We start from the raw sequence: 24427 nt of genomic DNA on the forward strand, positions 1-24427 counted from the left end.
CCAAGCACGGCGGGGCCGCTTTTCCAGCGGGGGAGCCGACGACAGGGCAAGAGGGAGTGGCAGATGAAGATCGGTGTGCCGCGAGAGCTCAAGAACCACGAGTACCGGGTGGCAGCGACACCTGCCGGTGTGTACGAGCTGGTGTCGCACGGTCACGAGGTCGTCGTCGAACGCGGGGCCGGTGTCGGCTCCTCGATCGCCGACGACGACTACTCGGCAGCCGGGGCGAAGTTGCTGGAGTCCGCCGACGACGTGTGGGCCCAGGCCGAGCTCGTGCTCAAGGTCAAGGAGCCGATCGCCGAGGAGTACGGCCGGATGCGGCGGGGTCAGGTGCTGTTCACCTACTTGCACCTGGCGGCGAGCGAGCCGTGCACGCGTGCGTTGCTGGACTCCGGAGTCACCGGCGTCGCCTACGAAACGGTGCAGCTACCGGACGGTTCGCTACCGCTGTTGTTCCCGATGAGCGAGGTCGCCGGGCGGCTGGCGCCATTCGTCGGAGCGCAGTCGCTGATGCGCGTCAACGGCGGGCGCGGAACTCTGATGGGCGGTGTGTCAGGAGTGGCTCCCGCACGCGTCGCCGTGCTGGGCGCCGGGGTCGCGGGGATGAACGCGGTCGCCGGTGCCGCCGGGGTGTGGGCCGACGTTGAGCTGCTGGACAAGAACGTCGACAAGCTGCGCGCCGCGGACCGGATGTACCAGGGCCGCATCCGCACGACGACCTCGAACAGCTACGAGATCCAGCGCGCTGTGACCGAGGCGGACCTGGTCATCGGCGCAGTGCTCGTGCCGGGGGCGAAGGCACCGAAGCTGATCTCCAACGAACTCGTGTCGCGGATGAAGTCGGGCAGCGTGCTGGTGGACATCTCGGTCGACCAAGGCGGCTGCATGGAGGACTCGCGGCCCACCACTCATGACGATCCGACCTTCCAGGTGCACGACTCGGTGTTCTACTGCGTGGCCAACATGCCCGGTTCGGTGCCCAACACCTCGACCTACGCGCTGACCAACGTCACGCTCCCGTACGTCGTGGAGATCGCGAACCGCGGCTTGAGCGATGCGGCGAGTACCAGGCCGGAGCTGTGGGGCGGGATCAACACGGTCCGCGGCCACCTCACCAACGCGAGCGTCGCCGAGGCGTTCGGGATGGGTTGCACTCCCGCTGACCAGCTGCTGATCTGAGTGTGGCGCGGCACCGAGCGGTGGCCGCGTGACCGCGACGCGGTCTGCGTCCGCCGCTCGGTACGTGCCCGGGAACGCCGGGAGGGACCGCAATGCCGCGAACGCTGATCGAAATCGACAGAACGTCCGACGAACCGCTCTACCAGCAAGTGCGCAGGGCGATCGAGCACGGAATCGCGGTGGGCACGTTCGATCCCGTGCACCGACTGCCGAGCTCCCGGGAGCTCTCCGAACAGCTGCACGTCTCGCGCAACACGATCAACTTGGCTTACCAGGAGCTGATCGCCGAAGGATTCGTGGACAGCCAGGAACGGCGCGGCCTGTTCGTCAACGCCGAGATGCGGCAGCACTGCACCGCCCAGGCGCACGACACCGTGCCGCGGATCGACTGGTCGAGTCGCATCCGGCGGCCCTTGGACTCGGGTGTGCCGCACATCCGCAAGCGCACCAATTGGCACGAGTACGACTACCCGTTCGTGGCCGGACAGGTGGACGTCAGCGCGTTCCCGTCCCGCTCCTGGTCGCGGTGCCTGCGCGACGCGCTCTTCCACCCGCACGTTTACCACAGCCTGCAGGACGGTGTCGACGCGGACGATCCGATGCTGGTGGAGATGATCCGCCGACACCTGCTGCCGTCTCGGGGAATCGAGGCGGAGCCCGAGGAAATCCTGGTCACGGTCGGTTCGCAGCAGGGATTGGACCTGCTCAGCAGGGTGCTGCTGGGGCCGGGCCAGACGGTGACCACCGAGGACCCCGGGTACCTGGACGCCCGGCACATCTTCCTGCGCAGCGGGGCGACCGTGCGCGGTGCGCCCGTGGACGGATCCGGGATGCGGCCGCCGAAGTCGTTGCGGGACACCGATCTGCTGTACGTGACGCCGAGCCATCATCATCCGACCAACGTGACGCTGGGCATCGGTCGCCGGCACGAGCTGCTGCAACGGGCTGCGGAGAGCGGGACCGTGGTCGTCGAGGACGACTACGACAGCGAGTTCCGCTACCAGGGACGTCCCACCCCTGCGCTCAAGGCGCTGGACAGCAGTGGCGACGCGGTGTACCTGGGGACGTTCTCGAAGTTCCTGTCTCCTGGTTTGCGGCTGGGGTACCTCGTCGGGCCGCCTCCGCTGGTCCGGGAATTGCGGGAGGTTCGCAGGTACGTGTGCCGGCACCCGTCCGGACACCTGCAGCGAGCTCTCGCGCTGCTGATCGATTCGGGTGAGTACCTGCGGTCGCTGCGCCGGTACCGGTCGCGGCTGATGCACAAGTGGGAAGCGGCGTGCGCGGGAGTGGCCGAGCACCTGCCGTGGCAGCAGCTGACGTTCCCCCCGGGCGGTGTGAGCCTCTGGATGACCGGGCCGACCGAACTGGACTGCCAGCGGTTGGTCGATCGCGCTGAGAAGCACGGGATCCTCATCGAACCCGGCGACCTGTTCTTCATGGATCCCGGACGCGGCCGCAACCACTTCCGGATCGGGTTCGCCGCCATCTCGCGGCGACGCATCGACGAGGGCCTGCGGCTTCTCGGCGAGGTCGTGGACAAGGAGCTCGCCGCGGCTCGGGAGCCCGACGCCGGGTAGCTGGACCCTGCTGGTCGCCGTCGTCTGGACCTACCGGTGGCGAGCGATCCGCGATTGCATCGTGTTCCGGGACGTGGCCTCCCGTGCGCTTCCGGCCTGCTGCCGATCTCAACCGGCGGTGCAAACCCGGTGCAGCACGGGCGCTTCGCGCCGCCCCGCGGGCTGACGTTCGCGCTCAATTCGGGGCCATTCGGAGAACTCATGCGGACGCAGTGGAGGCGATGTGGGAGAGGGAATCGAGCTCGTGGTGCTGGACATGGCCGGTACGACGGTGCGCGACGACGGCCTGGTCGAGCAGTCTTTCGACAGCGCGCTCAACGCGGTCGGAGTGCGGGCGGGCACCGCTGAGCACCAGCGCGCCCAGCGGTACGTCTGGGAGACCATGGGGCAGTCCAAGATCGAGGTGTTCGACGCGTTGTTCCCCGGCGAACCGGATCGTGCGCGTAGTGCCAACACGGCCTTCGAGCACCGTTACGACGAACTGATGGCGCACAGCTGCGAGCCGATCGACGGGGCGGAGAAGGCCATGAGCTCGCTGCGTGATGCGGGCGTTCGGGTCTGCTTGACGACCGGTTTCGCGCGCGAGACCCGTGATCGGTTGCTCGAACGGTTGGGGTGGCGTGACCTGGTGGATCTTGTGGTGGGGGTCGAGGACGCGGGTCGGGGACGCCCGCACCCGGACATGATCCAGACCGCCGCCCGCCACTTCGGGGTGGTCGATCCGAGGCGAGTGGCGGTCGCCGGCGACACCGGTTACGACGTGCTCGCCGGGATTCGGGCCGGTGCGGGCGTGGTCGCAGGGGTGCTCACCGGGGCGCACGACGCGCGGACCCTGGCCGAGCACGGTGCCACGCACGTTCTCGAGTCCGTCGCTGATCTCCCCGCCGTCGTTCAGGACTAGGTGTTGGTCAGGAAGCTTGTGGTGAGGCGGTAGCGGGTTTCAGCGTTCCTCCGGATCCGGGAGCCACGGCCGGCGCACGTCCAATGCGCGGGTTCGAACCCGTCTTCACCAGAGGAACGCCGAACCCTGCGGAGGTGCGGACTGGGTCTGACACCGCCTCACCCGCTCCTAGCTTCCTTTCTCGCTCGTGGAAGGAAGGTTCGTGATGGTGGAGGGCGTGTTGCGGCCCGGAGTGGCCGGTGCCGTGGACGGCAGCAGCGACCACGCGCTGTTCGAGCAGTGGCAGCGGGTCGTGCGTGGAAGTGGTGCGCGCGTCGCGCTCGCGGACGGGGAGGACCCGCGTGCGGTCGAGGCGGCGCTGGAACTGCATGCGCAGGGCCTGCTCGCGCCCCGGCTGGTGGGCCAACGCGACCTGATCGCCGCCGCGACCCGCGAGGACGTTCCCGAAGACCTGGTGCTGGACGTCCACGAGCTGGGAGCCGAGCCTTCGGTCGGCGCGGCGCTGGAGGAGGCATTCGCCGGTAAACCCGCCGAGCAGCGATTCCTCGCGGAGCGCGACCCCGTGTACCTGACCGCGGCGGCCCTGCGCGCTGGGCTGGTGGAGTGCGGTGTGGCCGGCGCCGGTCGGCCCACGGCCGATGTGCTTCGGGCCGGGATCCGGGTGGTGGGACTGCAACCCGGCGTACGCACGTTGAGCAGCAGCTTCGTCATGGTGCTCCCGGACGGGCGCGCGTTGACCTTCGCCGACTGCGCCGTGGTTCCGGACCCGGACGCGCACCAGCTCGCCGACATAGCGGTCGCCGCCGCCGAAACCCACCGGTCCTTGGTCGCCGATGAACCCGTGGTCGCGATGCTGTCGTTCAGCACGCGTGGAAGCGCCGAGCACGACGTGGTCACGACGGTGCGTTCGGCGACAGAATTGGTTCGGGACCGCCTCCCGGACCTGCTCGTGGACGGGGAGCTGCAGTTCGACGCGGCCGTCGTCGAGGCGGTCAGCGCTCACAAGGCTCCCGGCTCGCTGGTCGCGGGACGTGCGAACGTCCTCGTCTTCCCCAACCTCGGGGCGGGCAACATCGGGTACAAGATCACCGAGCGGCTCGGCGGCGCCCAGGCGCTCGGCCCCATCTTGCAGGGCCTGCGTGCGCCTCTCAACGATCTTTCCCGCGGGTGCACCGCGTCCGACATCGAAACCATGGCCCTCGTCAGCGCCGTTCAGTCGATGCGCTGAGCGATCACCGCACCCCTCGCGTGTCGGCGCGAGGGGTTTGTGCGTTCACGGTCCGCTCCTCGGTGGAGAGCGCTTGACGCTCGCCAACCCCTGATCGCCCGCTCCGCCGTGTCCGCAGGAGCATCCCCGCGCATCTGCGCAACCGCGCCGCGGCACTCGACACCCCCGGCTCGCGTCGGGAAAACCGCGGTGATGGTTGAGCGCACATCGCAGCACGCCGACGTTTCGGGACTCCGGTTGCGTTTTGCGGCACCCGGATCAGCGCCACCGTGCTGTTGTCCGGGTCGTTCCGGGGCTTTTCGCGAAACCGCGGACCGCGCACCACCCGGCAGCGGACTGGGTGATGCGCGGTCCTGGAGGGGAGCGAGATCCGGTCAGTCGGTGCGGTGCACTTCAGCGCGAGGTGTGTCGACCGCGTGGGTCCGGCGCGCGGTCTCGGACGGTGTCGTGTCACCGGCGGCCAGCGGCTGACGCGTGGAGGGCACGTCGGTGCGCGCGGACATGTCCGGGTGCGCGCGGCGCCGGATCTCGTAGCCGATGAGGATGACGGCGAGCGTGCCGAGGCTGACCCAGAACTGGGTGCGGCTGTCGGGAAGGATCGCCATGGCCGCGATGATCACGCCCATCAGGGCGATCGTGGTGTAGCTCAGCCACGGGAACAGCCACATGCGCAGCGTCAGCGCTTCCGGGTCCTCACGTTCGAGCTTGCGGCGCATGCGGACCTGGGCGACCGCGATGAGCAGGTAGACGAACAGGGCGACGGCTCCGTAGGAGTTGACGAGGAACGCGAAGACCACGTCTGGAGAGAGGTAGGCGGCGAGCACGGAGACGTACCCGACGACCGTGCCGGCGAGGATCGCCCGGCGCGGCACGCCGCCGCGACCGATCTTGGTGAGGCTGCGGGGAGCGTCGTTGTTGCGAGTCAGGGCGAACAGCATGCGCGAGGAGGTGTACAGCGCGGAGTTCAGGCACGACAGCACCGCGGTGAGCACGATCGCGTTCATCACCGTGGTCACGGCCGGAACGTCGAGCGCTGACAGGACGGCGGCGTACGGGCTGATCTCGGTGTCCGGGGAGTTCCAAGGGACCACGGCCACGACCACGAACACGGAGCCGACGTAGAAGCCGACAACGCGCAGGATGATCGACTTCATCGCCCGTGCCACGGCGCGGCGCGGTTCGGCGGACTCGGCGGCGGCGATGGTGACGATCTCGGCGCCGGTGTAGAACGCCACGCAGGGCACGACTGCGGCGAGAACCGCGCCGATGCCCATCGGAGCGAAGCCGCCGTGGGCGGTGAGGTTGGACAGCCCTCCGTTCGCGCCGGGCCAGAAGCCGAGGAGGTACAGACCGCCGACGAGCAGGAAGCAGACGATGGCGAGGACCTTGATGGAGGAGAACCAGTACTCGAACTCGCCGTAGGAGCGCGCGGAGACGAGGTTGGTCCCCGCCAGCAGCGTCAGCAGCCCGCCGCTGAGGACCCACAGGGGCACCTCGGGCAGCCACAGCTGCAGGATCTGCCCTCCGGCGACCGCCTCGACGGCGACGACGATGACGAAGAAGTACCAGTACATCCACCCGACGGAAAAGCCCGCACGGTTGCCCAGCACCTCCCGTGCGTACACGTAGAACGATCCCAACGCCGGCCGCGCGACCGTCATCTCGGCGAGCATCCGCATGATCAAGACGGTCAGCACACCGGCGAGCAGGAAGGACACCACGGCTGCCGGCCCGGTCTGGTGGATGACCACACCGCTTCCGACGAACAGCCCTGCACCGATCACGCCGCCGAGAGCGATGAGATTCATGTGACGACGTTTCAGGGTTTGTCGCAATCCCGCGTTGTTCGCATCTGTCGAGTCAGAAGCCACGCTTTCCTCCTCTTGTCGCCGCACGTTGCATTCGTGCTGAATACAAGCGTGGTCTTGCGAATTTGTGGTTGCGGTCACGTTAGGTATTGCGCTGGCCCGTGCGCAGAGCCAGATGGCGATGGTCCGCAGGAACCAGAGGGCTTCTCTGACGCGCGTGCTGTGCACATCGGACCTCGGTCGCGAATCCGGCTCGGCGGCGGTGAGCGCCAGCCGCGCTGGTCTGCGAACTCCACGCGGAGTTGATGATTCGGCCGCCGGTCGTGGCTCGGTGCTGTTGCGGTTGGGATCTCCGCAACCGCTGGTGCTCTGACGATCCCGCTGGGCCGTCCAACCGGTCGGGGCGAGCTCCCGGTGTTCCGGGCGACCCGCGCGGTGGTTATCGGTGTCGTGTCCCGGAGAGCATCCCGACGACCTCGGCGAGCACGCCGTTGCTGACCCCGCCGGACAAGTCCAACGCGTGGGAACGGCCGTAGTGGGCGCTCAGGTCGAGGCCGACTCCGAGCCCGTGGATGCGCATCGACCCCGCTCGTTCCTCGCGTCGCACCACCGCGGCGAGGTGCTGGTCGAGGTAGTGCTCGTCGTTGGTCAGGTTCGTCGCGCTGTCCATCGGGCTGCCGTCGGAGACCACCACCAGGATTCGGTTGCGCTCGCGGTGCTTCCGCGCGCGGTCGCAGGCCCACACGACGGCCTCACCGTCGGCGCCTTCCCGGTACAGATCGGTCTTGAGCAGCGCCGCGATGGTGGGGCGTGCCCGGCGCCAGGAGGTCTCCGCGTCCTTGAAGATGAGGTGGCGGCGTTCGTTGAGGCGCCCCGGATGCGGGGGACGACCAGCACGCCGCCAGTCCTGCATGGCTCGGCCCCCGTTCCACGCGCCCGTGGTGAAACCGAGGATCTCGCTGGTGGCTCCGATCCGTTCGAGCGCCCGGGAGAAGACATCGACGAGGACTGCCACGGATTCGGCGTGTTGCTTCATCGATCCGGAGCAGTCGACGAGGAAGGTCATCAGGCAGTCGGTGACCGGTTCGACTCGTTCGGTGCGGAAGAGGCGTCGCTCGGCCGGGGCGGCGACGAGCTGGGCCAGCCGACGTCCGTCCAGACGGCCTTCCTCCTGGCCGCCGTCCCAACCGTTGACGGCGGGTTCGGCGAACAGTGCCCGGAGTTCGCGAGCCAGTCGGGCGAGGTTCAACCCCTGACCGGCGATGCTGCGGTCGAGCTGTCGCCGGTACTGCGCGAGCAGCTCGGGGCGCACGAGCGAGGACGCCGCCTGCTCGCGGTCATGGGCCGTGGTGAACACCCGATACCCGGCCCCCGCGTCGAGAGTGCGGCTCGGCCCGGTCTCGGCGGTGGGCGCAGGCGCGTCGTTGTCCTCCTCGTCGTTGACGAGCGGCATCCCCGCAAGAGATCCGTTGCGGCGCCGGACGGCTGCGCCGTCTTCGTCGACCGCACCCAGCATCTCCCCGACCAGGTCGGCGATGGCGCGCGCGTGATCGGCGTAACGGGCCTGCTCTCGGCGGTGCCGGCGAAGCCCAGCCAGGCTCCCGCCGATCCTCGTGGCCAGGCCCGCCCTGGTGTGCTCGATGACGTCGCGCGATTCCGGAACGATGGGTTGCCCGGTGACGCGAGCTCGGCAGACCTGAGCCACGGTGTAGAGGAGCAGTCCGCGAGCGGTCTCGGTCAGTCCGCTGTGGTGGAACTCCAGGGACCACGAGACGTGCCGGTGTCGCAGGTTGGTGACGACGCCGGGCAGGTGTTCCGGGGCCAGCGCCTCGACCCGGAACTGCTCGAGCATGTCGAATACCAGCCGAGGGACGGGGTCGGCGGACCGGAGAGCCCGGTGCAGCTCGGCGTCGGAGTGCCGCACGCGCAACGCCAAACCGTCGGCCGCGCCCCGAAACGATCCGAGATCGTCCCCGGCGTCCGGGTGCAGGTGCGGGGCGCCGATCGGCAGGCGTGTGTGGCCGCGGTGCAACCGCCCACCGCGGAACCGAAGTTCCGGTTCGCCGGTGAGGGCGCGGATGGCTGCGGCGCAGAGTTCCTCGACGCGCTGCTGTTCTCGGGCGCCGTTCGTCGTGCTGTCCACGAAATTCCTCACCAGGTCGGAGTTCGGCGACTGAGCGGCTCGGCTTCACGCCGCAGTGCCCAGATCCGCGGAGGACGTGTCGAGCTCGAGATCGAGGCAGCGCTGGAAGTACTCGGCGATCAGCGGGCGTTCGGCCTCGTCGCACTTGTTGAGGAACGACAACCGGAACGCCAGGGCGGTGTCGCCGAAGACCTCGAGGTTCTCCGCCCAGCTGATCACGGTGCGCGGTGACATGAGGGTCGACAGGTCCCCGACTCGGAAGGCCTGGCGGGTCAGGTTGGCGACGGCCACCATCGAGGCGACGAGGTCGTGTCCGGCGCGGCCGCGCAGGTGTGGCACGCGTGCCTGCACGATGGCGATCTCGTCGTCGGCGGGGAGGTGGTCGAGCGCGGCGACGATGTCCCAGCGGTCGATCTGTGCGTGGTTGAGGCGCTGCGCCCCGTGGTAGAGACCGTTGAGGTTGCCGAGGCCGACGGTGTTGGCGGTGGCGAACATCCGGAAGCTGGGATGTGGGGTCAGAACCCGGTTCTGGTCGGTCAGGGTGAGCTTGCCGTCGCGCTCGAGCAGGCGCTGCAACACGAACATCACGTCCGGGCGACCGGCGTCGTACTCGTCGAAGATCAGCGCCACGGGTCGTTGCAGGGCCCAGGGAACGATCCCTTCCTGGAACTCGGTGACCTGCTTGCCGTCGCGCACCACGACGGCGTCGCGGCCGACGAGGTCGAGGCGGCTGATGTGGCCGTCGAGGTTGACGCGCACGCAGGGCCAGTTCAGGCGCGCGGCGACTTGTTCGACGTGGGTGGACTTCCCCGTGCCGTGCAGTCCCTGGACGAGCACCCGCCGGTTGCGGGTGAACCCGGCCAGCAGCGCCCTGGTGACGTCGGGGTTGAACCGGTAGTCGGTGTCGATGTCGGGCACGTGTTCGTCGGGTTCCCCGAATGCGGGGACCACGAGATCGGTGTCGAGACCGAAGGCTTCCCTGGCGGCGACTGTGGTGTCGGGGTGGGCGAGCGTCATGCTGGCTCCTCATCCTGTACCGGGTGGGTCAGTCTGCGGGCGAGCCCGATCCCTCGGACTCGATGCGGCCGATGGCCTCGGCGGCCTCGCGCAAGGCGGGGACGAGGTCCGGAGCTCGTTCCGCGGTCAGACGCATGACCGGTGCCTGCGCGGCCACGCACAGGTTGGACCGGCTGCTGCCGGTCGGTACGAGCACCGCCGCGCACACCAGGCCGGGGAGGAACTCCTCGTTGTCGATGGCGAAGCCGTCGTCGTGGACGCGCTCGAGCTCGTCCTCCAGGGCGTCGAGCTCGGTGATGGTCGTGCGGGTGTACTGCGTGAGCGGTGCGTGGGCGAGCAGCTTGCGGCGCTGCGCGGCGCTGAGCTGGGAGAGGATCATCTTGCCGCTGGCGGAGCAGTGGATGGGTACCCGGGATCCCGGCCTCAGGTAGAAGCGCAGCGGCTCTGGTGTTTCGACGCGATCGAGGTAGACCACCTCGCCTCCGCTCAGCGCCGTGATGTTGCAGCTCTCACCGAGCCGTTCGACGAGGTCGCGCAGCACCGCATGCCGGGCACCGTGCTGGGTGGCGTTGAGGAGCAGGTTCTCGGCCAACCGGCGCAGGCGGCTCCCCGTCCCGTAGTGGCGGCCGTCGGCTTGGCGGATCAGCAGACCTCCGCTCTCGAGCTGCTGCAGCATGCGGTGCACGGTCGGCTTGGGCATGCCGGTCTCGTCGACGAGTCCTTGCAGGGAGACGAACTCGTCCTTGGCGGCGATGAGCTCCAGCAGTGCGAACAGCCGCATGGCGGGGGTCTCGCCGCGGAGCTCGGCGGCCACCTCGATCTCACGAATCGGTTCCATCGAGCCATCATCCTACAAGGTACCGGAAATCAGTACATGGGGTTCTAATTAACGGTACATCCATTGACTCCGACAGGGCGGGACCCTACCGTCGTGTCTTGATTTAAGGGACGTGGCGTACCGAATATTCAAACTCGATCGCCAGTTCCCGATCCCGGCACGAGAGGAGTCCCAATGACCGACAACACCGACGGGGCAAGCCGGACGGTCGTCTCCGGGCAGCAGCGGATGACCCCGTCCGAGGCGTTCGTGGAGACGATGGTCGCCAATGACGTCACCGACGTCTTCGGCATCATGGGCTCGGCCTTCATGGATGCCATGGACATCTTCGCGCCTGCCGGTATCCGGCTGGTTCCGGTGGTCCACGAGCAGGGTGCTGGGCACATGGCTGACGGCTACGCCCGGGTCAGCGGTCGTCACGGCGTCGTGATCGGGCAGAACGGCCCGGGTATCAGCAACTGCGTGACGGCGATCGCGGCGGCGTACTGGGCGCACAGCCCGGTGGTGATCGTGACGCCCGAGGCGGGAACCATGGGCACCGGTCTGGGCGGTTTCCAGGAAGCCAATCAGCTGCCGATGTTCCAGGAGTTCACCAAGTACCAGGGGCACGTGAACAACCCGGCCCGGATGGCCGAGTACACCGGCCGGTGCTTCGACCGGGCCTTCTCGGAGATCGGACCGACCCAGCTCAACATCCCGCGGGACCACTTCTACGGCGAGATCACCACTGAAGTCCCGCAGCCGAGCCGGCTCGACCGCGGACCGGGTGGCGAGCGGAGCCTGTCCGAGGCCGTCGAGCTCTTGGCCGAGGCGGAGTTCCCGGTGGTGATCTCCGGCGGCGGCGTCGTCATGGCCGATGCCGTCGACGAGTGCCGGCAGCTCGCCGAACGGCTCGGTGCACCCGTGGTCAACAGCTACCTGCACAACGACTCGTTCCCCGCGAGTCACCCGCAGTGGTGCGGGCCGCTGGGGTACCAGGGGTCGAAGGCGGCCATGAAGCTGCTCTCCCAGGCCGACGTCGTCGTCGCCCTCGGGACTCGGCTCGGGCCGTTCGGCACGCTCCCGCAGCACGGGCTCGATTACTGGCCGACCAACGCGAAGATCATCCAGATTGATGCCGACCACAAGATGCTCGGCCTGGTCAAGAAGATCGCCGTCGGCATCTGCGGCGATGCGGGAGCCGCCGCGGGAGTCCTGGCCGAGCGCCTCGCCGACCGCGAGCTGGCGTGTGACGCGACGCGCGAGCAGCGCGCCGCCACGATGCGGGCGGAGAAGGACGCGTGGGAGGCCGAGCTGGACGAGTGGACCCACGAGACCGACCCCTACAGCCTCGACATGATCGCCGAGCAGGAGCAGGAGGAAGGCAACTGGCTCCACCCGCGCCAGGTGCTGCGCGAGCTGGAGAAGGCGATGCCGGAGGACGGCATGGTCTCCACCGACATCGGCAACATCAACTCGGTGGCGAACAGCTACCTGAGGTTCGAGCGGCCGCGCAGCTTCTTCGCGCCGATGAGCTTCGGCAACTGCGGATACGCGCTGCCGACGATCATCGGGGCCAAGGCAGCTGCCCCGGATCGCCCCGCGATCGCCTACGCCGGTGACGGCGCTTGGGCCATGAGCATGGGCGAGATCCTCACGGCCGTCCGCCACGACATCCCGGTCACGGCGGTGGTGTTCCACAACCGCCAGTGGGGTGCGGAGAAGAAGAACCAGGTGGACTTCTACAACCGGCGGTTCGTCGCCGAGGAGCTGGAGACCGACAGCTTCGCCAAGATCGGCCAGGCCATGGGTGCCGAGGGCGTCGTGGTGGACAAGCTCGACGAAGTGGGTCCCGCGCTGCAGAAGGCCGTGGAACGGCAGATGAACGAGGGAGTCACGACCGTCGTGGAGATCATGTGCACCCGCGAGCTGGGCGATCCGTTCCGCCGCGATGCCCTGCGCAAGCCGGTGCGTTACCTGGACAAGTACCAGGACTACGTCTGATCGGCGACGTGGACGCCGCGGTTGAGCCGGTCCCGGCATACGTGATCGAAGACGGGACCGGCTCACCCGCAGCCGGGCTTCCGGAGCGTCCGCTGCTCGCTTCTGCGCTCGTCGTGCAGTGATCTCACCACAGCGTTGCCGGCCGGTCTCGGTCCGCGTCGAGCGCACATCGCAGCTTCCGGCAACGCGTTCGAATGGACAAGTATCTGAGGGAAGAGGAGTCAGGCGTGACCGAGCGATCCGGCACCGCATGGGGCAAGAGCCACGACGTGATCGTGCATCAGAGCGAACCGTTCAACGCCGAGTCCTCGTTGGCCGTGCTGGTTCAGCAGCCGGTGACCAGCACCGAGGACTTCTACGTCCGCAACCACGGTCCGGTGCCCGAGCTGGACCCCCGGCTGTGGCGGCTGTCGGTCGACGGGATGGTGGACCGACCTCTTGAGCTGTCCTTGGAAGACCTCCAGAATCGGTTCGAGCACCACGAAGTCGTGGCGACCTTGCAGTGCGCGGGCAACCGTCGTTCCGGACTCGCCAAGGTTCACGACATCCCCGGACACCCTTGGGGCCCAGGGGCGACTTCCACCGCGACCTGGACCGGAGCGCGACTCACCGACGTGCTCGCGGCCGCCGGTGCGCAGAACTCCGCCCAGCACGTCGCCTTCGAGGCCCCTGACGTAGCTCCGGAAGCCACGCCCCCGCAGCGCTTCGGGGCCTCCATCCCGATCGCCAAAGCCATTGGAGACGAGGTGTTGCTGGCGTGGGGGATGAACGGGCGTCCCCTGCCAGCCGTCCACGGGGCTCCCGTCCGCGCGATCGTCCCCGGCTTCATCGGGGCGCGCAGCGTGAAGTGGATCGACCGCGTGAGCGTGCAGGCAGATCCATCGCAGAACTTCTTCCAGAGCATCGCCTACCGGCTTCTCCCGCCCGGTATCGATCCCTACAGCGCACCGCCCGGCGAGGGGCTCGCGCTCGGACCTCTGACGGTGAACTCCGCGATCCTGACACCGGATGACGGAGCTGTCGTCCCCGCCGGCCGCACCGCGGTCACCGGGTATGCGCTGTCCGGCGACGATCGCGGCATCGCCCGAGTGGACGTCTCGGTCGACGGAGGGCGGAGCTGGCTCCAAGCGGAGCTCGACGAGCCTCCGAGTCCGTGGGCCTGGACTCCCTGGCGGATCACACTCGAGTTGCCGCCCGGAGATGTGGAGATCACCGCTCGAGCTTGGGACACTTCGGCTGCAGTGCAGCCCGAACACGAAGCTCACCTCTGGAATCCCAAGGGGTACTTCAACAACGCGTGGTCCCGCATCCACCTGACCGCGACCGACCTGCAGGGGACGGGTGCCTGAACGTGTCCAAGAGCGGAGATCGGTGACGTGATCGAGGACGAGGAAGCGCCGCGTTGACCGCCGTGATCCTCGGTGGCCTCGGAATCGTGACCGTGGCGGCGCTCCTCGGCGGCATGACCGGCTTCGGCTTCAACATCGTGGCCACGCCGCTGTTGTTGGTGCTCGGTGTCGCGCCGTCGACGGCGGTCGCCGTCACCCTGACGATCGCGCTGGTCACCCGGATCCAGGTGGTCTACCGGCTGCGGCAGTTCATCCGGTGGCCCAGGGCGTTGCCGTTGAGCGCCGCGAGTCTGCCCGGCCTGGTGGTCGGCGCGAGCGTTGGTGCGGTGCTCGATCCGCAACACCTGCGCATCGGTACCGGCGTGCTGGCCATGATCGCGGCACCGATCATGCTGCTGTCGCGGCCTCGTGCCCGGCGCGGTTCCCTCGCGCGGTACGCGGTGTCGGGATTCGCAGGCGGAGCGCTGGCCACCACGACCTCGCTGAACGGGATTCCGCCCGCTCTGGGTCTGTCCGCGGACGCCGCCGATCAGCGCGGCTTCATCGCGGATCTTGCGGTGTACTTCGTCCTCAGCAACGTCGTGGGGCTGTCGATCCTGCTGGCCCGCGACGGCGTGGACCCGGCCACCCTGGAGTTGCTCGGGTGGTGGTTGCCGTGTGCGCTGGCGGCGAACTGGGCTGGAACGGCCCTGGCGCCGCGGATCGACCCGGCGCGGTTCCGCCTGATCACCTGCGGCTTGGTGGTCGCGGCAGGAGTCGTGACCCTCACCTCCGCATGAGCATCACGAAACCGACGCCCGCCGGCGGTGGGAGTCCCGAACCCGGCCACGGCTGGTGGGGTGCGCGCACCCCACCAGCCGTGGCCGGTGCGCAACCTGACGCGGGCTAAGAGCTCTCGGTCGGGCTGGCGTGGACGTCCCCACATGCCGCAGCAGCGCATGCAGATGATCCGCTCCGGCGATCCTGCTCGACGTCGTCATCCTCGTCCTCGGCACCGTGCTCGATGAGGTTGAGCGTTGCGGTGGTGATCGTCGTGCTCCCGCCTGGAGCCCGGGGCTCGATCCAGGATCAGACGCGACGGCGCCTCACCTCGGGGGTGGTCAATCTTGGACCAGGCCCACGCTCGTGAGTGGCTTCCGCCTGATCGACGGAAACCACTCACGAGCAGCGAACTTCATTGGCCGATCATTGAGCTGCTTCGCGCAGGGTTTGTGCTCCGGTGGCCCTCTCCTCATCTGACCAGAGGTCGCGTCGCCGGATGGCCAATGCGCACGCGGCGCTCACCGCGGTGGCGGCGACCAGGTACAGCACCACCAGCTGGTATCCGCCTCCTGCGGCGCCGACCAGCGATGACAGCACCAGGGGCGTGAACCCCGACGCGAAGATCCCGGAGAACTGGTAGACGAACGAAATTCCCGTGCAGCGCACGTGCGTGGGGAACAGTTCCGAGTAGAACGCGGCCTGTGGTCCGTACATGGCGGGATAGGCGATCCCGAGCACGGCTACGAGGGCCACGGTGATGAGCAAGGGGTCTCCCATGCCCAGGGCGGCGAAGGTGGGGAGTGCCAGCGTACCTGTTGCGACCGCACCCGAGACGAACGTCCGCCTGCGTCCGAACCGATCGGACAACCGGCCGAACAGCGGGATGAACACGATCATCACCGCGGCAGCGGCCATCACCGCGATCAGCAAGGGTTGCTCGGGCATGCCCAGAGTGCCGGTGCCGTAGGCGATGGCGAACACCGCCCACGCGTTGAAGGCGATGCCCTCGGTCAGCCTGCTGCCCATGCCCAGCAGCACGTGGCGGCGGGAGGTGCGATCACGGGCCAGCGCGACGACCGGCACGCTCGACTCCCGCTCGTGCTCCTGGAGCTTGCGGAACGCTGGAGTCTCCATGACCTTGAGCCGGATGACCATGCCGACCAGCACCAGGACGGCCGAAAGCAGGAAGGCGATGCGCCAGCCCCACGCGAGGAACGCGCTGTCGCTCATCGCCGCGCTCAGAGCGGCGAAGACGCCCGTGCCGAGCATCAGTCCCAGCGCCAGCCCGACCTGCGGGAAGCTGCCGTAGAGCCCGCGTCGACCGGGCGGTGCGTACTCCACGGCCATCAGCACCGCGCCACCCCACTCGCCGCCGATCGCGACGCCCTGGGCGAGGCGCAGCAGCACGAGCAGGACGGGCGCGAACACGCCGATGTCGGCGTAGGTCGGGACGAGTCCGATGGCGCAGGTGGCCAGGCCCATGATGAGCATCGTGGCCACGAGCGTCTTCTTCCGCCCGACCCGGTCCCCGATGTGCCCGAAGACCAGACCACCGACGGGCCGGGCGATGAATCCGAGGGCGAAAGTCGCGAACGACAGCAGGGTGCCCACGAGCGGATCACCGCTGGGGAAGTAGAGCTTGTTGAACACCAGGCCGGCGGCGGTTCCGTACAGGAAGAAGTCGTACCACTCCACGGTGGTACCGAGAACGCTGGACGCGACCACCAGTCGGACGTCTCGCTTGTCGACCGGGCCGCGGGAAGCGGTGGGTGGGGCCATGAGGCGCTCCTGACGGGCCGGGGTCAGAGGGACTGTCGGAAGATCTCTTCCGCTGCGGCGCGATCGAGCGAACGCGGTACGACGGCCAGCTGTCGTGTCTGCTTGAGCGTGCCGTCGACGAGAGTGTCCACATCGGACTCGTCGTAGCCGAAGCTCCGCAGTCCGGAGGGCATGTCGATGTCGGCCATCAGTTCCGAGAGCACGTGGGGCAGTGCCTCCCTGCCGTCGGTCGCCGTGAAAGTCCGGCCGGTGAGCAGCTCGGCGGCGCGGAGGTGCCGGGCAGGGTCAGCGGGGTAGGTCCAGCGGAAGACGGCCGCTGCGGTGGCGGAGACGGCCTGGCCGTGGGGCACCATCGGCATCTCCGGGTATCCCTCGGCCTGGTAGCTCTTCACCGCGCCCGCGACCGGGTAGGCGTTGGCATGCGGTAGGTGCGTGCCCGCGTTGCCGAATCCCGTGCCCGCGTAGGTGGACGCCAACGCCATCTGCGTCCGCGCGTGCATGTCGCGGCCGTTGTGCACCGCGCGCCGCAGGTTCTTGCCGACCAGCGACAGCGCCGTTTCGCACCAGACGTCACTGATCGGGTTGGATCCGCAGAACGCGGGGCGGCGCATCGGGTCGTCGGGGGCGGGTTTGGCGTCGTAGGGCACGCTGGTGTAGCTCTCCAGCGCGTGCGAGAGCACGTCCATCCCGCTGGCGGCCGTCACCTGCGGAGGGAGGCTGAGCGTCGTCCGCGGGTCGATCACCGCCAGCGCGGGGCGCAGCCGAGGGTGGCTCACGCCCGCTTTGAGGTGGAGCCCGAGCAGGTCGACCACGCAGATCGTGGTGGACTCCGACCCGGTGCCCGCCGTGGTCGGCACGGCGATCAGCGGTTTGAGCGGCAGCCACGGCGCTTGGCCCGCGCCGATCGGCGGCGCGACGAAGTCGAGAAGCTCTCCGGGGTGGGTGGTCAAGAGGTTGACCGCCTTGGCGGTGTCGAGGGCGGAGCCGCCCCCGACCGCGACGAAGCAGTCCCAATCTCGTTGCCTCGCGAAGGTGACCGCTTCCTCGATGCTGAGGTCGGTGGGTTCGACGCCGACGCCGTCGAAGATCTCGGTCGTGATGCCGGCGTTTCGCAGGCTCTCCGCGATGCGAGAGGGAAACCCGGTGGCCAGCACGCCAGTGTCGGTGATGACCAGGCACGAGGAGGAACCTCGTGCGGCGACCTCGGCGCCGATCTCGTCGATGGCGCCCGCGCCGAACTTCAGCGGAGGGGCCGCCCAGGTGAAGACGCTCTCGTTCTCAGGTGTGTCCGGCAGCATCATCGCTCCTCTTGTTGACACTATGTGGGTGACCTGATCACTATGTGGGGAGAAACTGTAAGTGCCGTCACACCTTTTGTGAAGCCCCAGCCACAGGAGAGGCGATGACAACGACCGAGAATTCCCTGTGGGAGGCGTTGAAAGCGGTGGTGGTGGGTGAAGTCGCCGCCGATGCCGCCACGCTGGCGACCCATTCCACCGACGCTTCCAACTACCGGCACATCCCGTTGGCCGTGGTCCGGCCGCGTTCGGCCGACGACGTTCTCGCAGCGTTGCGCGTCTGCGCCGAGAGGGGAGTGGCCGTGCTGCCGCGCGGGGCCGCGACCAGCATCGGAGGGCAGGCCACGAACGAGGCCGTCATCCTGGATTTCACCCGCCACCTCAACCGGGTCGTGCACATCGACCCCACGTCGCGCACTGCCCGCGTCGAACCCGGCGTGGTGCTCGACGCGCTGCGGGCCGAGGCCGCGCGGTACGGGCTGACCTTCGGCCCGGACCCGTCCACGCACAGCCGGTGCACCCTCGGCGGGATGATCGGCAACAACGCGTGCGGCTCACATTCGATCGCCTGGGGCAAGACGGTCGACAACGTGCGGTCGCTGGAGATCGCGTTGCACGACGGCACCCGGCTCGAGGTCGGCCGCACCTCGCCTGCGGAGCTGGAACGGTTGTGCGCGCGCACCGACGCCGTGGGAGAGCTCTACCGCGCACTGCGGTCGTTGCGCGACCGGTACTTGGCCGACATCCGGACGGGGTTTCCGGTGCTGCCCCGCCGGGTGTCCGGTTACAACCTGGAATTCCTGTTGCCGGAGAACGGGTTCGACGTCGCGAAAGCACTGGTCGGTAGCGAAGGAACCTGCGCCGTGGTGCTGAGCGCGACTGTGGATCTCGTCGCTGCCCCGGCAGCCAGAGCGCTGGCGGTGCTCGGCTTCGCAGACTGCGTCGCGGCGGCGGAAGCGGTGCCCGCACTGCTCGACCTGCCCGCCATCACCATGGAGGGCATCGACGTGCGCCTGGTCGACGCGCTGGACGCCCGACGGCCGGGACGGCGCGCTGAGCTTCCAGAAGGCACGGCATGGCTCTACCTCGAAACGGGTGGCGGCACTCCGGCTGAGGCCGAGAACGCCGCGCGTCAAGTGGTCGACCGCGCCCCCGAGCTCGGTGCCAGTGCTCGCCTGGTCGCCGAACCCGCCGACCAGCGCGCGCTGTGGCGCATCCGCGAAGAGGGGGCGGGTCTCGCCACGAGACTGGCCGATGGATCCGAAGCGTGGTCGGGGTGGGAGGACGCCGCCGTGCCGCCCGAGCAGCTCGGTTCCTACCTCCGCGAGTTCGAAACCCTGCTGGACGAGCACGGCAGGACCGGAGTCGTCTACGGGCATTTCGGTGATGGCTGCCTGCACGTGCGCATCGACTTCCCGTTCACCGCAACCGAAGCGCGCGAGAGGTACCGCGCTTTCCTCACCGAAGCTGCGGAACTCGTGGTGGCCCACGGCGGTTCGCTGTCCGGGGAGCACGGTGACGGACAGGCAAGAGCCGAGCTGCTGCCGCTGATGTTCTCCACCCGGATGATGGCGGCGTTCCGGGATTTCAAGGCCGCGTTCGACCCGGATGGGCGCATGAACCCCTCACGTCTGGTGAATCCAGCCCCGTTGGACGCTGACCTGCGGGTGGTAGTTGCACCGCCCACGCTGCCCACCCGCGCTGAACTGGCCCTCCACGCCGACAACGGCGACCTCGCAGCAGCTTCGAGGCGCTGCGTCGGCGTGGGCCAGTGCCTGTCGTCCTCGGGTGGGGTCATGTGCCCCAGCTATCGCGCCACGGGGCAGGAACAGCACTCCACGCGCGGACGTGCCAGGCTGCTGTTCGAGATGCTGGCCGGCCAGGTCGTGACCGGTGGCTGGCGGTCGCCGGAGGTCCGCGAAGCGCTCGACCTGTGCCTGGGCTGCAAGGGGTGCAAGACCGACTGCCCTGTGGGGGTCGACATGGCCAGCTACAAAGCCGAGTTCCTCAGCCGTTTCCACCGGCGCCGACTGCGCCCGGCTGCGCATTACGCGATGGGGGCGCTGCCGCGGTGGCTCAGCATCGGTTCGGCCGCTCCGCGGCTGGTCAACGCGCTCATCCGGTCCCGGGTGTCCGGCGTGCTGAAGCGCGTTGGAGGAATCGCTCCAGAGCGGGAGATCCCGGAGCTGGCCGATACCACCTTCCGGCAGTGGTTCGTCACGCGGCAGCGACGAGTCGCGAACGGCGCCCCGGTGGTCTTGTGGCCGGACACGTTCACCAACCACTTCGACCCGAAAACCGGCCGTGACGCGGTAGCCGTGCTGGAATCGTTGGGGTATTCGGTGCACCTGCCGGAAACAGGTGTCTGCTGTGGTCTGACCTGGTACAGCACCGGGCAGCTCGGCACCGCACGGCGAGTCCTGCGTCGCTCGTTGGACGTGCTGCACCCCTGGCTCCAGCAGGGCGTACCGGTGATCGGGCTCGAACCGAGCTGCACGGCGCTGCTGCGCGCGGACGCCGCCGAACTGCTGCCCGACGATGCTCGCGTCCCGCTCCTGTCCGATTCCGTGCGCACCTTCGCCGAGCAGGTGGGCCGGGTGTCGGAACTGCCCGTCATCTCCCGGGAGCGGCGGGTGCTCACCCAGGTGCACTGCCACCAGCACGCGGATCTGGGCTTCGACCCTGACCACGCCTTGCTGGCCAGGGTCGTCGAGGACATCGACGTGGTGGACGGGGGTTGTTGCGGGCTCGCGGGCAACTTCGGGTTCGAGCGGGGTCATTACGACGTGTCGGTGGCCTGTGCTGAACAGCAGCTCCTGCCCGCCGTGAGAGCGGCCCAGGACGGGACCGCTGTGAACGCCGACGGCTTCAGCTGCCGCACGCAGATCCGCCAGCTCTCCGCCAGCGAACCCGTGCACCTGGCGACGCTGACCGCCCGAGCCCTCGGCGTCAGCGGGACATGATGCGGTCGATGGGAACGAACTGGGCGATCTCCTTGGCTGCGGTCACCACGCGCTCGCCGAGCTCACGAATCCGCTTGGTGGGCATGCGCACGGTGGGCACCTGGATCACCAGGGCGGCCTGCGCACGGCCATCGGCGTCGAGGATCGGTGCGCCGACGCAGCGCACGCCTGCGACGTTCTCCTCCTCGTCGATGCTGTAACCGCGGCGCCGGATCTTGTCGAGCTGCGCGGAGAGCTCGACCGGGTCGGTCAGTGTGCGTTCGGTGAGCTGCGTCAACCGCGGAGGCAGGCCGGACACGTAGGCGTCGGCGTCCGAGGAGAACGCCAGGATCGCCTTTCCCGAAGCGGTGGTGTAAAGCGGGAATCGGGCACCGGTGTGCTGCTCGAAACGCAGTGGCAAGGTCGACTGCACTCGCAGCATCACCACCGACTCGGCGCCCTCTCGGACCGCGAGGTTGACCGACTCCTGCGTCTCGGCGTTGATCTGCTCGAGGACCGGCAGTGCTTTGTCCAGGCCGAACCCGCGCTGCGCGGCCTGTCCGAGCAGGATCGTTCCGGTGCCGAGGTAGTAGCTGTCGGTGCGCGGGTTGTGCGCGACGAGCCCCTCGGCGCTCAGCGCCCGCACGATGCGATGCGCCGTACCGGACGAGAGGTTGAGCTCACCGGCGATGGCTGAGAGGCCGAGTTCGGTTCCCTCCGCCGCCAGCAGTTTCAGCACCGCCAGCGCCCTGCCGATCGCCTGCGTTCCCGCAGGCGGCTGAACCTCTGTGCCGCGCACGCCGAACTCCTCCTCATCCACCGGAAGCCCTCCCTCGCGGGAAGTGCCCCAGCTTACCGCTGGCGGTCGCGAGCCGGTCACCTGCTCGTCAAGACCGACTCACTGGCTCGATGCGTCGTCACCCGGGGAAGAACATGCATCTGCGGTTGCCGCTGACCTCATTTGAGGGTCGTGTCGAGGAGCGGAGGACAGCCGCGGGTGCGGCACTCCCGGGTTGGGGCTCGGGAGTGCCGCGTCCGGGGTGGGCTCAGGCGAGGGCCGGGGTGTGGTCGGCGACGGGGCCGAAGACGGCTTCCGAGCGCAGTGCCGCGTAGCCGGGCTTGATGACCTCGTTGATCAGCGCCAGGCGCTGGTCGAAGGGGATGAACGCCGACTTCATCGCGTTGACGGTGAACCACTGCAGATCGTCGAGCGAGTAGCCGAAGGCGTCGACGAGGTCGCCGAACTCGTCCGACATCGAGGTCTGGCTCATCAGCCGGTTGTCGGTGTTCACGGTGACCCGGAAGTTCAGCCGCCGCAGCAGCGCGATCGGGTGCTCGGCCACCGACGGCACCGTGCCGGTGTGCACGTTCGAGCGCGGGCACATCTCCAGCGGGATGCGCCGGTCCCGGACGAACGAGGCCAGCCGGCCCAGCTGCGCGCTGCCGTCCTCGGCGAACTCGATGTCGTCGACGATGCGCACGCCGTGGCCCAGCCGGGCCGCGCCGCACCACTGGATGGACTCCCAGATCGACGGCAGCCCGAAGCCCTCACCTGCGTGGATGGTGAAGTGGCAGTTCTCCCTGCGCAGGTACTCGAACGCTTCGAGCGAGCGGGTGGGCGGGAATCCTGCTTCCGGGCCGGCGATGTCGAATCCCACGACGCCCGCGTCCCGGTACTTCACGGTGAGCTCGGCGATCTCCCTGGCCCTCAGCTCCTGGCGCATCGCGCACAGCAGGACGCCGATGCGGATGCGGTTGCCCGCCGCGCGCGCCTTCGCCGCGCCGCGGCGGAAGCCGTCGAGGACCGCCTCGACGACCTCGTCCAGCGAGAGACCTTGCAGCGTGCTCAGTTCCGGGGCGTAGCGGACCTCGGCGTAGACGACGCCGTCCGCGGCCAGGTCCTCGGCGCACTCGGCGGCGACCCTGCTGATGGCGTGCGCGGTCTGCATGACGCCCACCGTGTGGGTGAAGCGCTCCAGGTACTCCTCCAGCGAACCGGCTTCGGTCGCCGCGGCGAACCACCTGCGGATGTCGTCCGAACCCGTGGCCGGCAGCGCGTCGTAGCCCTGCTGCTCGGCCAGTTCCGCGACCGTCTCGGGCCGCAACCCTCCGTCGAGGTGGTCGTGCAGCAGCACCTTCGGGGCGCGGCGGATCTGGTCGGCGGTCGGTACGTCGGTCACGTGCTCCTCCTAGTTCTTCTCTGATTGCGGGGTCGTGATCAGCAGTGCTGTGACCAGTGCGAGGGCGACGAACCCGCCCCCGGTCCACAGCGCGGCGTGGAAGGCGTCGAAGGTGGGGGCGCCGTCGCCGCTGGTCGAGGTGACGGCGCTGGCGGCGACGGCGATGCCCAGCGAGGCGCCGATGCCGAAGCAGGCGCCGTTCAGACCGGGCAGCGAGCCGGGCTTGTCCTCCGGTGCGAGCGCCACGGCGAGGCCGTTGAGCGCGGTCAGCATGTACCCGGTGTAGGTGATGCCGAGCGCCGCGAGCGCGGCGAAGGCGACCACTCGTGACTGCGGCACCAGCACCAGCGGCACCAGTGCCGCTGCCGTGCCGACGGCACCGATCAGCACCGAGCGCCGCCAGCCGATGCGGGGACCGAAGTGTCCGACCAGCGGGGCCGCGATGACACCGAGCGCCGAAGCGGGGGTGAGGTAGAGCAGGGCCGACATGGTCGCCGAGAGCCCGTAGCCCTCTCCCGCGGTCTGGGTCAGCAGCGGGACGGTGAAGTTCAGCATCCCGAACACCCCGGCCAGGGTGAAGATCGTGGTCAGCAGCAGTGGCCAGCCGGCTCGGGAGGCCAGGACCGAGGTGTCGATGATCGCGTTCCGGTTGCCGCGTTCGGTGACGGTGAACAGCGCGAGGGTCAGCACGCCTCCGATGAGCAGCGTCAGCGTGGGCACCGATGACCAGCCCCAGCTGCTGCCTTCGTTCAGCGCGAGCAGGATGCCGGTGAGCCCGACGCCGAGCAGGGCCGCGCCGGTCCAGTCCATCCGTCCGGTGGCGGTCCCGCTGGCGGGTACCCAGAGGTGGACGGCGACCAGGGCGATCACCGTGATCAGACCGGTGATGAGGAAGATCCCGCGGAATCCGACGGAGTCGGCGACGGAACCGCCGATGACGGTGTCGATCCCGGCGATGCCGCCGTTGACCGCGGTGATGATGCCCAGGGATCGGCCGAACTTCCGCGGCGGGAGGTATTCGTGCAGCGTCAGGTAGGCCAGCGTGAACGTCGCCGCGGACACGCCCTGCAGGCTCCGGCCGATGATGAACAGCTCGATGTTCGGCGCGAGGACGCAGATCAGCTCCCCGGCCAGTGCGAGCAGCAGGGTCACCAGGAGCATCCGCCGGCGGCCGACGTAGTCGCTGAGCCGCGCCAGCGTCACCTGGCCGATCGCCGAGAACAGGAAGAACAGCGTCTGGGAGAGCCCACCGGCGCTGCTGGTGGTGTCCAGGCTGTCGATCACGTTCGGCAGCGCGGGCGAGAGCATGGTGGCGTTGATCTGGTAGCCCGCGACGGCGAGGACCAGGGCGGTGAGCAGGGCGGGGGAGCGCACCGGGGGTGCGTTGGTGGGCGATGGGGCGCCAACCGTGGTCATGGGAACCTCCGCGTTGAGGCGATTCGA

General features: G+C 68.8%; 17 protein-coding genes. 8 read left to right on the top strand and 9 right to left on the bottom strand.

From position 1 onward, the window contains the following. Window positions 1-63: 63 nt before the first annotated feature. The 4 genes from ald to KBO27_RS16315 all read left to right on the top strand — a co-directional run bounded on the left by ald (window position 64) and on the right by KBO27_RS16315 (window position 4885). On the top strand, window positions 64-1179 hold the full coding sequence (gene ald, locus KBO27_RS16300; protein WP_132682820.1) for an alanine dehydrogenase: 1116 nt from the start codon (window positions 64-66) through the stop codon (window positions 1177-1179). A gap of 92 nt (window positions 1180-1271) precedes the next feature. Continuing rightward, window positions 1272-2756, top strand: coding sequence for a MocR-like pyridoxine biosynthesis transcription factor PdxR (pdxR, locus tag KBO27_RS16305; RefSeq protein WP_210970842.1), 1485 nt, complete (start codon window positions 1272-1274; stop codon window positions 2754-2756). 223 nt (window positions 2757-2979) lie between these two features. Then, the gene (locus KBO27_RS16310; RefSeq protein ID WP_210970843.1) at window positions 2980-3657 is read left to right on the top strand and encodes a phosphonatase-like hydrolase; all 678 of its coding nucleotides are present in this window, start codon (window positions 2980-2982) and stop codon (window positions 3655-3657) included. Between the two features lie 205 nt (window positions 3658-3862). Beyond that, window positions 3863-4885 (top strand): phosphotransacetylase, encoded by a 1023-nt coding sequence (locus tag KBO27_RS16315; RefSeq protein ID WP_210970844.1) that lies wholly within the window; start codon window positions 3863-3865, stop codon window positions 4883-4885. 374 nt (window positions 4886-5259) lie between these two features. Here KBO27_RS16315 and KBO27_RS16320 read toward each other — a convergent pair whose 3' ends face one another. The 4 genes from KBO27_RS16320 to KBO27_RS16335 form a co-directional block, all read right to left on the bottom strand. Further along, entirely contained in the window at window positions 5260-6693 is a 1434-nt protein-coding gene (locus tag KBO27_RS16320) for an amino acid permease (RefSeq protein WP_210970845.1), read from the bottom strand. A gap of 439 nt (window positions 6694-7132) precedes the next feature. Beyond that, the gene (locus KBO27_RS16325; protein ID WP_210970846.1) at window positions 7133-8836 is read right to left on the bottom strand and encodes a cobaltochelatase CobT-related protein; all 1704 of its coding nucleotides are present in this window, start codon (window positions 8834-8836) and stop codon (window positions 7133-7135) included. 45 nt (window positions 8837-8881) lie between these two features. Then, window positions 8882-9853 (bottom strand): AAA family ATPase, encoded by a 972-nt coding sequence (locus KBO27_RS16330; protein WP_210970847.1) that lies wholly within the window; start codon window positions 9851-9853, stop codon window positions 8882-8884. Window positions 9854-9881: 28 nt separating this feature from the next. Continuing rightward, complete coding sequence (locus KBO27_RS16335; protein ID WP_210970848.1) at window positions 9882-10691, bottom strand: IclR family transcriptional regulator; 810 nt, start codon at window positions 10689-10691, stop codon at window positions 9882-9884. A gap of 174 nt (window positions 10692-10865) precedes the next feature. On the opposite strand from KBO27_RS16335, the gene xsc reads away from it, so the two are divergent. From xsc to KBO27_RS16350, 3 genes are all read left to right on the top strand, one after another. After that, entirely contained in the window at window positions 10866-12674 is a 1809-nt protein-coding gene (xsc, locus tag KBO27_RS16340) for a sulfoacetaldehyde acetyltransferase (protein WP_210970849.1), read from the top strand. A gap of 227 nt (window positions 12675-12901) precedes the next feature. Next, on the top strand, window positions 12902-14023 hold the full coding sequence (locus KBO27_RS16345) for a sulfite oxidase (RefSeq protein WP_307870442.1): 1122 nt from the start codon (window positions 12902-12904) through the stop codon (window positions 14021-14023). A gap of 62 nt (window positions 14024-14085) precedes the next feature. Beyond that, window positions 14086-14802: a sulfite exporter TauE/SafE family protein gene (locus tag KBO27_RS16350; RefSeq protein ID WP_307870456.1), complete on the top strand. Its 717-nt coding sequence runs from the start codon at window positions 14086-14088 to the stop codon at window positions 14800-14802. A gap of 406 nt (window positions 14803-15208) precedes the next feature. Here the strand turns inward: KBO27_RS16350 and KBO27_RS16355 are convergent, their stop codons facing one another. Both KBO27_RS16355 and KBO27_RS16360 read right to left on the bottom strand, forming a co-directional pair. Further along, a complete protein-coding gene (locus KBO27_RS16355; RefSeq protein ID WP_210970852.1) occupies window positions 15209-16564 on the bottom strand; it encodes an MFS transporter in 1356 nt (451 codons plus the stop codon). 23 nt (window positions 16565-16587) lie between these two features. Further along, on the bottom strand, window positions 16588-17862 hold the full coding sequence (locus tag KBO27_RS16360; protein WP_210970853.1) for a hydroxyacid-oxoacid transhydrogenase: 1275 nt from the start codon (window positions 17860-17862) through the stop codon (window positions 16588-16590). 104 nt (window positions 17863-17966) lie between these two features. On the opposite strand from KBO27_RS16360, the gene KBO27_RS16365 reads away from it, so the two are divergent. Next, the gene (locus tag KBO27_RS16365; protein ID WP_210970854.1) at window positions 17967-20825 is read left to right on the top strand and encodes an FAD-binding and (Fe-S)-binding domain-containing protein; all 2859 of its coding nucleotides are present in this window, start codon (window positions 17967-17969) and stop codon (window positions 20823-20825) included. Here the strand turns inward: KBO27_RS16365 and KBO27_RS34590 are convergent. The 3 genes from KBO27_RS34590 to KBO27_RS16380 form a co-directional block, all read right to left on the bottom strand. Continuing rightward, a complete protein-coding gene (locus KBO27_RS34590) occupies window positions 20812-21624 on the bottom strand; it encodes an IclR family transcriptional regulator (protein ID WP_307870443.1) in 813 nt (270 codons plus the stop codon). The genes KBO27_RS16365 and KBO27_RS34590 overlap by 14 nt on opposite strands. Before the next feature lie 226 nt (window positions 21625-21850). Next, window positions 21851-22984, bottom strand: a complete 1134-nt coding sequence (locus KBO27_RS16375) for an adenosine deaminase (protein WP_210970855.1) — start codon at window positions 22982-22984, stop codon at window positions 21851-21853. A gap of 9 nt (window positions 22985-22993) precedes the next feature. Then, window positions 22994-24400 (bottom strand): MFS transporter, encoded by a 1407-nt coding sequence (locus KBO27_RS16380; RefSeq protein WP_210970856.1) that lies wholly within the window; start codon window positions 24398-24400, stop codon window positions 22994-22996. Between the last annotated feature and the right edge of the window lie 27 nt (window positions 24401-24427).

This window comes from Saccharopolyspora endophytica (assembly GCF_018070075.1).
Lineage (GTDB): Bacteria > Actinomycetota > Actinomycetes > Mycobacteriales > Pseudonocardiaceae > Saccharopolyspora > Saccharopolyspora endophytica.

What these genes read in the sequence shown, in the direction of transcription:
- KBO27_RS16335 (WP_210970848.1), bottom strand. Translation starts at nt 10,691, where the DNA reads ATGGAACCGATTCGTGAGATCGAGGTGGCCGCCGAGCTCCGCGGCGAG.
- KBO27_RS16360 (WP_210970853.1), bottom strand. Translation starts at nt 17,862, where the DNA reads ATGCTGCCGGACACACCTGAGAACGAGAGCGTCTTCACCTGGGCGGCC.
- KBO27_RS16355 (WP_210970852.1), bottom strand. Translation starts at nt 16,564, where the DNA reads ATGGCCCCACCCACCGCTTCCCGCGGCCCGGTCGACAAGCGAGACGTC.
- KBO27_RS16320 (WP_210970845.1), bottom strand. Translation starts at nt 6,693, where the DNA reads ATGAATCTCATCGCTCTCGGCGGCGTGATCGGTGCAGGGCTGTTCGTC.
- KBO27_RS16330 (WP_210970847.1), bottom strand. Translation starts at nt 9,853, where the DNA reads ATGACGCTCGCCCACCCCGACACCACAGTCGCCGCCAGGGAAGCCTTC.
- pdxR (WP_210970842.1), top strand. Translation starts at nt 1,272, where the DNA reads ATGCCGCGAACGCTGATCGAAATCGACAGAACGTCCGACGAACCGCTC.
- KBO27_RS16380 (WP_210970856.1), bottom strand. Translation starts at nt 24,400, where the DNA reads ATGACCACGGTTGGCGCCCCATCGCCCACCAACGCACCCCCGGTGCGC.
- KBO27_RS16315 (WP_210970844.1), top strand. Translation starts at nt 3,863, where the DNA reads ATGGTGGAGGGCGTGTTGCGGCCCGGAGTGGCCGGTGCCGTGGACGGC.
- KBO27_RS16365 (WP_210970854.1), top strand. Translation starts at nt 17,967, where the DNA reads ATGACAACGACCGAGAATTCCCTGTGGGAGGCGTTGAAAGCGGTGGTG.
- xsc (WP_210970849.1), top strand. Translation starts at nt 10,866, where the DNA reads ATGACCGACAACACCGACGGGGCAAGCCGGACGGTCGTCTCCGGGCAG.
- ald (WP_132682820.1), top strand. Translation starts at nt 64, where the DNA reads ATGAAGATCGGTGTGCCGCGAGAGCTCAAGAACCACGAGTACCGGGTG.